This window comes from Paenibacillus riograndensis SBR5 (assembly GCF_000981585.1).
Lineage (GTDB): Bacteria > Bacillota > Bacilli > Paenibacillales > Paenibacillaceae > Paenibacillus_AQ > Paenibacillus_AQ riograndensis.
Map to the genome: position 1 here is coordinate 1,949,525 of NZ_LN831776.1, position 13,141 is coordinate 1,962,665.

Consider the following 13,141-nt stretch of genomic DNA (forward strand, 5'->3'; position numbering starts at 1 on the left):
GGAGGTAATGCAATGCTCAGAATACCAATCAAAAAGATGACAGCCGTGTTTGTGTTGGTCTCTCTGGTTATCACATCAGCTTCGCTGGGCCAGCCCAAGGTCGCCTATGGAGCTGACGGAACGGATGCCGGTACAGGGTCCGCCGCACTTCAAATCGTCGAAAGTAAAGTACAAGGGGAAGATTCGCTTGATCTGTCCCAGGTTGGCAATGTGGACTGGCTGCATCTGAAAGGTAATGGCCCGGACCAAATGGTCCAGATCAGAAAGGCCGTTTCCAGTTCTGTAACCTTCAGCGTATACGGTAATGATACTACGGGCACTGAGGGGAAACCGGACCGGGGCGGTGATGCGAATTATCTGTCTTATTCCTGGGATGATGGCATGGCCGGATATGAAAGGGCTGTCAAAGATACGGGATTCGGCGTGTTTTTCCCCAAGAACAGAGATTCAGGGAAATACGAGAATGTAGGCTGGACCTTCCGGGTTTCACCGCAGCCGCAGGAGTCGACGGTCGTTTTCGGAATCGGGTTATGGCAGGCTAAGGCTGCTGTGAAGATTTATGCCGATATGAATCTTATCGAAACGAAGGATGTCAGTGCGGGCGGCACTTCGGAAGTATACAAGTATCAGATTAAGGTGCCTGCCCATGTGGAATTGAAAGTGGAAGGCCTGCAGGCAGAAACTCTTTCACGGTATGGAAATATGTCCTTCTCGGGGCTGGCAGTGAGCAGTAAGCAGCTTGCCGACAAGAGTATACTGCAGAATGCCTATAATCAAGTGAAAGACAGGCTTCAGGGCGTATACACGGATGAGTCCTGGCAGGAGTTTGTGAAGGCAAGGGATGCAGCCAAGGGCATTCTGGAGAAGGCGGATGCAGACCAGGCGGAAATTGACAGCACACTGGCCCTGCTGAATACGGCACAAGCTGCGCTGGTAAGAAGAGATACCAATCTTATGATCGATTACACAGGTGCTGCAGAAAATGAATATGAGTTCGGCGGCAGCGGGGATCAGCAGGACAGATATCAGACTTTTACCGTTGCAGACAGCTTTGATATGCAGTACGTGCAAGTAAATGTAAGAAAAATGTCCAATAATGTAAGTGATCTGACGGCGAAATTATACGAGACAGACCATTCAGGCTTACCGGCAGGTGCGCCGCTTGCAGAAACAACGGTAGCCAGGGACCATGTTACAGACGGCGATATGACCACAATTCCGCTCAGCTATACTCTTGCCGGAAATACACGCTATGCCCTGGTCTTATCGCAGAAGAATCTGTTCTCCGGCAAATACCGCTGGATGGTCATGAAGAAGAATGGGGAAACGGCAGGCGAGTATTTCGGCAAAAGCATCTCGGGTGTTTTTAAATCGGAAGCACATCTCGGTACAGGAATACTAAGAATTATTAAAAAATCGGACACGGACAGAACCGCCTTGCAGGCCTTAGTCAATGAGATTACGGATCACAACTATAACAGCAAGCTGTACACTGTACAGTCATGGTCGGCTCTGGAAGCTGCACTCCATCACGCCAAGCTGCGGTTGAATGATTTTGATGCCAAACAAGAGGAGATCAATGCGGCCTACAGCCAACTGCTGACTGCAAGGGATAACCTGAAAATCAATATGGATATGTCTGCCATTGCCGGCCAGGTCGATAAAATCAGCCGGGCGGTTATTAAAGGCTATACCATCAGCTCTCTGAATGCCTTGAATGAAGCGGTAAAAGCCGCCAAGGCGCTGGATGCAAACGCTTCGGAAACCGATAAATTAGCTGCATACTCCGCCGTATTGGAAGCGGTTCATAACCTCAAGGTCTCGGGCAAATACAAGTATGAGACGAATGAGCAGATGACAGCGGCCTTTGGTTTTGAGGGTGACAAGAATGCTTCGCTTGCATTTCTGGATGGTTCGTATCAAATCGGCGGAAGCCGTCCGGAACAGCATGGCCCGGTTGCCCCCAAACAACTGGTTACCTTCGGAGTGACCGATACTAGCAGCATCAAGTGGACCAAAGGGGAAGGGTATCTGCCCGAATTTATCAGTGAATATACGAAAAATAAAGTGGACTACAAGATTGAAACGTTTGCCAACAAACATACGGTAGACAATAAGGATTATGTCATCAACTATTCCAGAATTACGGCTGCGAATCGTTCAAACGAAATCATGCTTTTGCCGGTGGTATCGGGCAATCTGGTTCCATTGAATGCGGCCGCTATCAATACGTATACCGTTGAGCCCGGTGAGAGCATTGTCAGGGAATATGCGATTGAAGCCGATAAATATGAATATTTTGACAAGAACGTCACCCAGTTCACTTCCCTGACCAAAGAGCAGGTGGCTGGTCTGGGATCCTTCGAAGCCAACTACGGTGAGATGAAAGCTTATTGGCTAACGAGACTTTCCAAAGTGGTGGATATCCGTTTGCCGAACCAGGAGCTTGTGAATGCATTCAAGTCAGGTTATATCGATACCATGATTATTAAGGATGACACTTATCTGCATGTGGGTGAAAACGGCTATGCCCGATTATTCTCCCATGATACGCTGGGGATTCTGGTGAACCTGATTCAGAGCGGGGATTTCGCTCATGCGCAGGATTATCTGAAGAGCATTCCTTTGACAGGCGGAATCAATATTGAGACAGGTCAGGTAGACAGCAATCTGTACTGGGATACGAACTGGAAGATTCCATGGGCCTATGCTGTTTACTTAAGCAAGACCGGAGACGCTTCTATCTTTGATGAGCAGATGACTGCCGATGATGGAACGAGCGGTACCGTATTTGAGAAGCGGGTAAAATTCGGTGCCAGAACCATTGAAAGCGACCGCAACGCTGACGGGATTATGAAAAAAACGTATGCGATTGATTCAGAGGGAAACTGGACCATTGACAATTATTCCGCTCTGACCGGTCTGACCGCTTATGAATATCTAACCCGTGAATTATACCGTTTGAAGAATGACGAATATTATTTACATGAGGCGGAATGGGCAAAAGCAAGGTATGATGACTTGTTAGCCAAATTTACAGCCAAACTGCAGCAGACGATAACCGATAAAGGGCTTGATTATATTCCGGCATCGGTCGTTGAAACCAATGATGAGAACCGCATGAGAGATTCCAGAGATGCGAACTGGGCGTCCATGTTCCTGTTCGGCAGATGGCACTGGGACGGATATCTGTACGGAGCGGAGCAGCCGGAAGACAATATTAACCTGAAGCTGCTGGATGATACTTATACTTACGGAATTAACAGACGTATTCAGGAGGATACCACAGATTCTCCGTATAACTTCGGAGGTTATCCGCATGGCTTCTATTCAAGCGCATATAACGCCGGTTATGGAAGCGCTGCGCTGCGCGGGGAAGAATACCGGGATATGGGAATTAAAGCTTACGAATTCATGATTGAAAATTCAATGAGCGGACCGTTCAGCTGGTGGGAAGGCATTAATTATCCCGTCGCGGGCAGCCCTTGGGCCCAAACAAATGATCATCTGAACCTTCAAAATGCACCGGGCGGTGGCGGATCGGCACAGCATATGTGGGGGCAATCCGTTAACTCCAAGGTGCTCATCGACTCCTTGGTTGCCGAGAAAATTTATGATCACAATCAAAAGATTGATATTATCGTGGGCCGCGGTATCCCTAAGGAGTGGGTCATAGATGCGGGGAATAACAATGCAGTGGCAAGTGTGCAGAACTACCCCGCCCTTCAAGGCGGCAGAGTAGGATACAGTGTGGTAAGGAAAGACAATCAGCTAGTTGTTACATTTAACAGCGATCTGAAGCAAGCTAAGATTGAGGCAAGCGAGGTCAGTTTCAGCGTTCAATTGCCAAGTATGGTGAACAACATCACTGCTGTATCCACAGGCGTAATGGATAACGAAAAAGGGATTGTTACCGTTCCGCTTAATACAGCCTCAGTAACAATAACTTTGGGTGATCTGCCTAAGCCGCTGGATGTGAATTTAGACAAGGATAAGCTTGAAATCGGATATGCCGATGGAGATCTCAATACCTCAGTAACGAAGAATGTTATTTTACCGGCTGTAGGCGAGCATGGAAGTGTGATCACCTGGACTTCTAGCAACCCCGGCATCATCTCTGGCATAGGGGAAGTTAAGCGTCCAGCCAGCACAACCGAGGTGACGCTGACAGCAACCCTTAAGAAAGATGGGGCTGAGGCGCAGAAAAGCTTCAAGTTAACGGTTCTAGAGGCCGAAAAGAAGCCTGACGAAGGCACGGGCAACAACGGAAATAACGGAAATAACGGAAATAACGGCAACACGGGAAACAGCGGCAATGCAGGCAATACGGGCAGCACCGGGGGGAATACCGGAACTACTGGGACCATTGGAACCATTGGCAGCCCTGGCAATACCGGCAACAATGGAAATACTGGTAATACGGGTAATGAAGGAACTGCCAATCAGCCTAAGTTCAAGGATATTGATAAGCATTGGGCTAAAGAGAATATCCTGGCAGCGGTGGAACGCAATATTGTGAAAGGTTATGAAGACGGCACCTTCCGTCCGGACGGAGAGGTTACCCGCAGTGAATTTGCGGTAATACTGGGCCGTGCGTTAAAAGCAAATCTTGAGCAAGCCGGGCTTTCCTTCAAAGATGAAGGCAGCATACCGTCATGGGCGAAGCCGTATATTGCAAATGCGGTTCAATCCGGCTGGATTACAGGCTATACTGATCAAACCTTCCGGCCTGATGGAAAGATTACCCGCTTAGAGATGATTGCCATGATCGTCCGGGCGCTGGACTGGAAGCCAGACCCGAAGGCAAAGGCGCCTTTTACAGATGCGGAGCGCATTCCTGCATGGGGGCAACCGTATGCAGCAGCCGCATATGATGCCGGTCTGATTGAAGGCAAGGACAATAACCGGTTGGCTCCCAATGATCAGGCAACGAGAGCCGAAGCCATAACAATGGTTCTTAGACTGATTAAGAAAGTGGAGCAGCAATAGAATACGACCCGTGAGGCTAACGTCCGGAATTCCGGACGTTAGTTTTTTTTGAAAGAACATTTATATGCTTCACGCAATAAATGCGCCTTCTATTTTTCGCTGAAACGATACCGTCCTTGTTATGGACGTCGGATTTCGGCTGCCTTTTTCCAACTGATGCTTGCGAAGAAGCAGGTGGGCAGTGCTAGTTGGAAAAAGGGAACTTATTTCTCCGAAAATTAAGAAATCCTGAGATTTAAGTGGAAAAAGTAAACTTAATTGGGCCACATTTCTTGTTCAATGGCGAAATGAGCCAAATTAGTGTCCCTTTTTCCACTTCATCTACCCGAGGATAAGGTTCTCCGGTAAATTAGTTAACCTTTTTCCACTTAAAGAGTTGCCGTAGGATTCATGGGGAGTCGGGACCCATGGCGCAAAGCCGTTATAAAATAGATGCTCCTCTTCAATTTGCTGAATGGAATTTTGGGAATCGTTCTGCATTTGGGCCTGAATCTCCGCCCGGTAATGTTTAGGGGCGGAGCCCTTTACTTTTTTGAACATTTTGGAGAAAAGTAAAGCATCGTTATAGCCTACGGACCGGGAAATATCAGCGATCGAAAGCTCCGCGTTCCCCATCATTTCACATGCTTTATTGATTCTATAACGAATCAGATAATCCTGAATGCTGATCTGCTTCCGCTGTTTGAATAAGGAGCATAAATAGCTTCGATTGAGTCCGATAAACTGGGCAATGTCCTCAATGGTAATTTTCTGAGGATAGTTCATTTCGATAAAATCCTTTACCTCTTCAACATAAATCTCCGTCCGGGTTCCTTTGAGTTCAGGAGATGCCACCGGACCGAACTCCACGAGCAGCGATAATAATAAATACAGCAACCCCGTAAGCCTGGTTTCCCGGGCTTTATGGAATCCTCTCGATTCGTTCATTAACTGCAAGTACTGGTAAATCATATCATCCCTGTCATAAAGGAAGATTGGGGAAGATTTAGTTAGACCCGCTTGCTTGAGAAGCAGCTCTGCCGATGCCCCGTTAAAACCAACCCAGCAGTAAGACCAGGGATTCGCTGTATCCGCCTGATAATAAGTAACCACATCGGGGAAAATTAAGAACCCCTGCCCCTTCCGCAGCCGGTACCGGCTTCCACCGACTTCAAAAACTCCCTCTCCGCTCAAAACATAATGGAGCAAATAATGATTCCTCACAGCCGGCCCAAAAAAATGACCCGGTATACATTCCTCGATGCCGAATTGAGTAAGATGCAATTCGGCATGCTGTTTACTGCGCGGTAAATATTCAATCACAACAAGTCTCCTTCATGTAAATTATCCAGCATTATAACATATTTAGTGAGTACAGTGCCATGTACTCTAGAACTCAATTTATATATTATTTCTATAGAACTGACTGCTATATTACATGTACTTATCAAGTATTAAACCATGTCAACAGGATGAACCAGAAGGAAGGGGGATTTACATTGGGCATAATCGTACAAGAGCAGGCTGGGCTGTTTCATCTGCAGTCGTCCGGCATGAGCTATATTATTCAGATCGTAGACGGGTACCCTGTACATGTCTATTGGGGGAGCAGACTGAAGCACCGGGAACCCATGTCCGGCCTGCTGATTCACACCCCGAAACAAGCCGGATTAGACCGGCTGCCGCAGGAATACCCGCAATATGGAAGCGGAGACTTCCGGAATCCGGCGTACCAGGTTGAACTGGAGGACGGAACACGAATCACTGAGCTACAGTACGAAGGTTACCGGCTTATGAAGGGGAAACCATCCTTACCCGGGCTTCCAGCCGTGTATACCGAGGATGCAGCCGAAGCAGATACGTTGGAATTGGAATTAACGGATGCCTATTCAGGCCTTACCGTCGTGCTGAGTTACAGCATCTTTGCGGATCGAAACGTCATTATTCGCTCGGCCCGGCTGGGCAATCAGGGGGAGAAGAAATTACGGCTTCGCCGTGCCTTGAGCGCCAGTGTCGATTTTCCGGGCACACGCGGTTTTGAGATCACGTACCTCTCAGGCGCCTGGGCCCGGGAAGGTAATATTACCCGCAAACCGCTTCATCAAGGGGAGGTCCGAATCGATAGTAAAAGGGGCATGAGCAGCCACCAGTTCAATCCTTTTGCGGCATTAGTCACTCCGGAGACGACCGAAAGTCAAGGGGAAGCTTTTGGCTTCAGCCTTGTCTACAGCGGCGGCTTCGAAGCGGCAGCGGAAGTGGATTCGTTCGGTTCAACGCGGCTCAGCATCGGTATTAATTCCTTTGACTTTGCGTGGTTGCTGAATCCGGGGGAGAGCTTCCAGACACCGGAAACCGTGATGGTTTATTCTGGACAAGGACTGGGAGACATGTCACGGACGTATCATCGTTTGTACCGGACCAGGCTTTGCCGGGGGGAATATAGGGACGAGGAGCGTCCGATCCTGGTCAATAACTGGGAAGCTACCTATTTTGACTTCAATGCAGATAAGCTGGCAGCGATAGCAGAAGAGGGAGCCAAACTGGGTATCGAGCTTTTTGTGTTGGATGACGGCTGGTTCGGGAAACGGGATGCTGACAATTCGTCCCTCGGCGATTGGGTTGAAGACCGCAGGAAGCTCCCCGGCGGGCTTGCGGATGTTGCGGAACGGATCAACCGTCTGGGCCTTAAATTCGGGCTCTGGGTTGAGCCGGAGATGATCTCGCCGGACAGCGAGCTGTACCGGAAGCACCCGGACTGGTGCCTTCATGTTCCGGAGCGGAGACGCACCGAAGCCAGATGGCAGCTGGTGCTGGACTATACCCGCCAAGAAGTGCGCGATTTTATCTATGATTCGCTTTCAGCTATTTTTTCCAGTGTGCCTGTCGCTTATGTGAAATGGGATATGAACCGCTGCCTGACGGAAATAGGCTCGGCTGATCTGCCGCCGGAACGCCAACCGGAGACCGCCCATCGTTATGTTCTTGGATTATACGAGCTGTTAGAGCGCATCACCTCCGCATTTCCGCATATTCTGTTCGAAAGCTGCTCCAGCGGAGGGGGCCGGTTTGATCCCGGTATGTTATACTACATGCCGCAAACCTGGACCAGTGATAATACCGATGCCGTGGAACGGCTGAAGATTCAATACGGCACCAGCCTTGTTTATCCCGTAAGCGCAATCGGAGCACATGTATCGGCTGTGCCGAACCATCAAGTCGGAAGGATAACCCCACTTGATTTTCGGGGCGATGTGGCGATGTCCGGAAACTTCGGTTATGAGCTTGATCTGACGAAATTCACTGAAGAGGACAAAGAGACGGCCAAACGCCAGATCATAACCTACAAGGAGATCCGCGGATTAGTACAGAGAGGGGATTTGTACCGTTTGAAGAGCCCATTCGAAGGAAACGAGCCGGCTTGGATGTTCGTTTCCGAAGACAAAGAGGAAGCGCTTGTCTACCATTTTCAAGTGATGGCCGTGCCCAATGCGCCCCAGAGATTTTTGCGTCTGGCCGGACTTCATCCGGAACTCGAATACGAGATCCATTCGGAATACAGCGGAGAACAGTTTATCTGCGGGGGAGACAGACTGATGCAGTTGGGGCTGCCCCTTGTCTATGAACAAAAAGATTATGAAAGCGGATGGTTCAGGGTTCGGGCAATCAAGCCCGTTACTGCTTAAGGTAAGGATCTGTCAACGCCCGAAAGAGGAAAATATCTACAATAAATCGATGCCCCTTTCTGTGGAAAAGGGGCATTTTGTGCGCAGCGGCCAACCAGGCCCGGGAGGATGATCCATGTTTTTGGTCCGAATTATGAATGACATGAAAATGAAAAAGAAACTGGCGGTTACCTTCATTTCAGCAGCTGTATTGCCTTTGTTGTTATCCGGCTTGTTTCTGACCGGGAAGCTTCGGGAGATTGTCATTAATGACGCTTTTACACAGTTATCTAACAATGTCGAACGCGTACGGAAGCGCACGGAAGAGCTGATTAAGGTACCGCTGAATATTTCCTACCGGCTAACCATTGATAACCGGATGAAGAAGGTGGCCGCCCAAAAATACGAAAGTTATACCGAAGTCATCCAGGCATACCGGGAGTATACGGATATCCGCGACTACATCCAACTGTACAAGGAGATATCCAGCATTCGCGTATATGTTGTTAATCCAGGAGCACTTAACAACTGGGAATTTATCCAGCCGGACAATGCCATTATGGCAGAAGGCTGGTATAAGGAAGCCATAGAGCAGAAAGGGCTTGCCGGATGGAATCTGATCAAGGATGAACGTAACGGTTCCGAGCAGCTAAGTCTGGTACGTTCATTTCCAGTGGACTCACTGGGGGAGAAAGGCGTTCTGGCCATCAATGTGGATAAACAGCAACTAAGATCGATTTTGGACCAGGAGCCGTTCACTACGCTGATTGTGGATGACCGGAACCGGGTGGTCGGGTCCAATGAAGGAGAGTTTTTCGGAAAGAATCTATCCGAAATTGATGGAGATGCAAAGATACTTTCCCGTCAGGAAGGAAGCTATGACACGGTCGTCAACGGAAAAGCATCTAAAGTGGTTATGGTCAATCTGAATCCGGAAAACAGCTGGAACGGGCTTCGGATCATTTCTATTTTTTCCGTTTCCGAGATTACCCGGGAAGCCAATCAAGTTATCCGGCTCGGCGCTGTCGTCATAACGGTCAGCCTGATGTTTGCAGTTTTGCTTATCTATGCTTCCGCCTCGCTGTTGTCCGGCAGGCTGCTCCGGTTGAGCAAGCATATGTCCAAAGCGGGAGCGGGCTCTTGGGAAACGTATATCCATATCGACAGTAAAGATGAGATTGGTCTGCTCTCAAAGCAATTTAATGCTCTCATCCGGAGCGTGCATGACCTTGTCCAAGAAGTTCAAGAAACCAATCACCAGAAAAATCTTGTTGAGCAAAGGCAAAGTGAAATGAAGTTCAAAATGCTGGCAAGCCAGATTCATCCGCATTTTCTCTTCAACTCACTTGAATCCATCCGCATGGAGGCCCATATTCGCAGGCAGGACGAAATCGCGGAGGCCGTATGGCTTCTGAGTACGTTATTGCGGAGCAGTCTGGAGGCTGGAAACGGCAATATTCCCCTTCGCGAAGAACTTGAGCGTGTACGCTGTTATCTTGAAATGCAAAAGTTCCGGTATGAAGACCGTTTGGAATATCATCTGACGGTTGATGCGGATTTGGAGGTAATGCCGGTCCCTCCGTTGATCATTCAGCCATTAGTGGAAAACTCAGTTCTTCATGGCCTGGATAACCGTGAAGAAGGAGCTGTCATTACAGTTGAGGTCAAGAAGATGCCGAAGGGAGCCCGGGTGAAAGTATGTGACAATGGTGCAGGTTTCACCGCAGAACGTCTTGCCGAAATTCAGGCAGAGCTTGCCGAATCCGTACATGAACAGGAGAGCAAGCGGATCGGTATGCGAAATGTAAACGACCGCCTCGTCCTGCTGTACGGGGAATCCAGTGCCTTAAGTATCGAAAGCGGGAGCGGGACAGGCACGGCGATCACGTTTTTTATTCCTGGAGGTGCACTGAATGATTAAGGTTGTTATTGTCGACGACGAACCGAAGCTTAGACAGGGACTTCAAACTCTGATACCTTGGGAAAACCTCGGTTTCACAGTTACTGCTGCAGCAGGCAACGGCAGAGATGCTTTGAAGATCGTCGAGGAAGAAGTCCCGGATCTTGTAATCGCTGATATCCGCATGCCTGTAATGGACGGCTTACAATTCATTCAGCGCTTACGATCGGCCGGTCATCAGATGCATTGTATTATTCTCAGCGGATATGCCGACTTCGAGTATGCCAAACAAGCGATTACATATGGAGTAGCGGGCTATCTCGTTAAACCGGTAAACATCGCAGAAATGTCGGCTACTTTAAAGCTGGTGCGCGAGCAGATCGAGGAGGAGCGTCTGCGGAGGGAATGGTACAGAACGGAGGTTACCAACCGGGAGCTGTATCTGCGCCGCCTGCTTGCTCCTCAAGAGAAGACGGAAGATCCGGCCAAGCTGAGAAGCAGGATCAGGGAAATGGATTTGTTGTGGAGCCATTACGAAATCGTTGTTATTTCACCGCGTGTTCCCGAAGCGGACCGTCCGGAACACTTACATCAGCTGTCCGCAGGACTGAAACACGGGATAGAGGGGCGGAATAGGGGGCTCGTAACCGTAATCGCCCCTTATGTCATTCTCCTGCTCAATTCGCCTCTGCACGGAAGGCAGCGGCGCGATCATCTGTACGGTGAGATCCGGAGCATCGCAGGCGATACCCGGTTTATTGCTGCGACCGGGGGAACCGTTAGTGAGCCGGAGCTTATTTACAGCGCTTTTTTGAAAGCACAGGAAGCGGTAAAACAAGTCTTTTTCAGCGCTAAGGACTGTCTTTTGGAGCCGGAACGTACTCTTTTTGCTGCACCGGAGTTTCCCCGTGAGGCCGGTGACAGGGATGAAAAGAGGATGGAGGATTTAATCTTCCGCTTGTATTACAGCCTGGATGCAGGCAACAAAACTATGGTGCTTCCGTTGTTGAATGAGGCTGCCGCCTTTTTTATCCAACAGGGGCAAGAGGAGGACGCTGTCAAACAAGCTTTCTTTTTTCTGTCCAACAGGCTCATTCATAAGCTCACCGCCGCCTCCCGTATCGAGCTGAAAGAAACGGAGACCGTTTCGCGTTTTTTAAACGGGATTTATCAGCAGGATTATCTATCGGATCTTTTGGAAGAGACACACCGTTTTCTGTTGGAATTTGCGGAGGACGCCGGGCCAAAGGGCAAGGAGCAGGAAATTAAGCAAATGACCGGTTTTATTCATAGACATTATGCAGAAGACTTAAAGCTTTCGACGCTGGCTGGTCTCCTGAACTACAGCACCCCCTATTTAGGACAATTGTTCAGGAACAAGACCGGGGAGTACTTTAACACTTATCTGGACAAGGTACGTATCCAAAAAGCCAAAGAGCTGCTGGCCCAAGGAATGAAAGTGTACGAAGCGGCCGAGCTTGTCGGTTACACGAGCGTAAATTACTTCTTCAGCAAATTCAAAAAGTATGAAGGCCGTTCGCCGTCCGATTATAAAAATCCATAATTATTAGATGATTTTTCCCGAAATCCTTGGTATGGGTTCCGCCTCTCCTCTGATTTATGATGATAAGCAGGAGAGGGGAGGAAATATGAAAACGATAACAGCAAGTGCGGAAAACGCATACAAAAAAAGAAAAAAGAGTGCCTGGAAGGAGTTAAAAAATCAGAAGTATCTTTACTACATGTCTATACCGTTCGTTCTTTGGGTCTTTGTCTTCCAGTACCTGCCTTTGTGGGGCTGGACCATGGCCTTCCAGAAATATAAGCCCGGCGTCGGTTTTTTTGAACAGAAATGGGTAGGCTTTGAGCACTTTCGCACCCTGTTCGGGGATGAACACTTCTATCAGGTGCTGCGAAATACGCTGGCTATGAGTTTTATGGGCCTGATCGCCGGTTTCATCGTACCGGTCGTCTTTGCGCTGCTCCTGAATGAGGTTCGCGTACAGGCCTTGAAACGGTTCGTCCAGACCGTATCTTATCTTCCGCACTTTGTATCCTGGGTGGTGGCCGCAGGGATTGTCACCAAAATGCTCTCGACGGACGGCGGGGTCGTGAATGATATACTCCTGGGCCTGAATCTCATCGATCAGCCGATTCAGTTTATGGCTCAAGGCCACTTGTTTTGGGGCGTTGTAACCAGTGCGGATATTTGGAAGGAAACCGGATGGAACGCCATCATTTACCTTGCTGCTATATCCGGGATTGGTCCTGAATTGTATGAAGCTGCACGGGTGGACGGTGCGAGCAGATGGAGACAAATATGGCATATTACGTTGCCGGGTATCCGTCCGACCATGATTGTCCTGTTGATTATGTCCATTGGCCATCTGCTGGGCACGGGCTTTGAGAAACAATTTCTGCTGGGGAATCACCTGGTCATCGATTACTCTGAAGTGCTTGACTTGTATGCGCTTAATTATGGTCTGGCTATGGGACGATACTCCTTCGGAACGGCAATCAACATCTTCAACTCGGTGATAAGCCTGGTGTTGTTGTTTGCGGCTAACGGGATTTTTAAGCGCTTTACCAATGAAAGCATCATGTAAGGAGG

At 48.9% G+C, this 13,141-nt stretch carries 6 protein-coding genes; 5 read left to right on the plus strand and 1 reads right to left on the minus strand.

The window, feature by feature from the left end:
• Window positions 1-12 precede the first annotated feature (12 nt).
• Window positions 13-4,989, plus strand: a complete 4,977-nt coding sequence (locus PRIO_RS33780) for an S-layer homology domain-containing protein (RefSeq protein ID WP_020434243.1) — start codon at window positions 13-15, stop codon at window positions 4,987-4,989.
• A gap of 321 nt (window positions 4,990-5,310) precedes the next feature.
• Here PRIO_RS33780 and PRIO_RS08400 read toward each other — a convergent pair whose 3' ends face one another.
• Window positions 5,311-6,291, minus strand: coding sequence for an AraC family transcriptional regulator (locus tag PRIO_RS08400; protein ID WP_082118081.1), 981 nt, complete (start codon window positions 6,289-6,291; stop codon window positions 5,311-5,313).
• Window positions 6,292-6,467: 176 nt separating this feature from the next.
• Here PRIO_RS08400 and PRIO_RS08405 point away from each other — a divergent pair, with 176 nt between their 5' ends.
• The 4 genes from PRIO_RS08405 to PRIO_RS08420 all read left to right on the plus strand — a co-directional run bounded on the left by PRIO_RS08405 (window position 6,468) and on the right by PRIO_RS08420 (window position 13,136).
• A complete protein-coding gene (locus tag PRIO_RS08405) occupies window positions 6,468-8,651 on the plus strand; it encodes an alpha-galactosidase (RefSeq protein WP_046501862.1) in 2,184 nt (727 codons plus the stop codon).
• A 115-nt stretch (window positions 8,652-8,766) separates the two neighbouring features.
• The gene (locus tag PRIO_RS08410) at window positions 8,767-10,551 is read left to right on the plus strand and encodes a cache domain-containing sensor histidine kinase (RefSeq protein ID WP_020434247.1); all 1,785 of its coding nucleotides are present in this window, start codon (window positions 8,767-8,769) and stop codon (window positions 10,549-10,551) included.
• On the plus strand, window positions 10,544-12,094 hold the full coding sequence (locus tag PRIO_RS08415; RefSeq protein ID WP_020434248.1) for a response regulator transcription factor: 1,551 nt from the start codon (window positions 10,544-10,546) through the stop codon (window positions 12,092-12,094). Before PRIO_RS08410 ends, PRIO_RS08415 begins: the two co-directional genes overlap by 8 nt.
• An 85-nt stretch (window positions 12,095-12,179) precedes the next feature.
• Window positions 12,180-13,136 carry an ABC transporter permease gene (locus PRIO_RS08420; RefSeq protein WP_020434249.1) on the plus strand — a complete coding sequence of 319 codons (957 nt, stop codon included), beginning with the start codon at window positions 12,180-12,182 and terminating at the stop codon, window positions 13,134-13,136.
• Window positions 13,137-13,141: the final 5 nt, after the last annotated feature.

Excerpts from the sequence above, each read along its gene's own strand:
- PRIO_RS33780 (WP_020434243.1), top strand. The coding sequence starts at position 13 with ATGCTCAGAATACCAATCAAAAAGATGACAGCCGTGTTTGTGTTGGTC.
- PRIO_RS08420 (WP_020434249.1), top strand. The coding sequence starts at position 12,180 with ATGAAAACGATAACAGCAAGTGCGGAAAACGCATACAAAAAAAGAAAA.
- PRIO_RS08410 (WP_020434247.1), top strand. The coding sequence starts at position 8,767 with ATGTTTTTGGTCCGAATTATGAATGACATGAAAATGAAAAAGAAACTG.
- PRIO_RS08415 (WP_020434248.1), top strand. The coding sequence starts at position 10,544 with ATGATTAAGGTTGTTATTGTCGACGACGAACCGAAGCTTAGACAGGGA.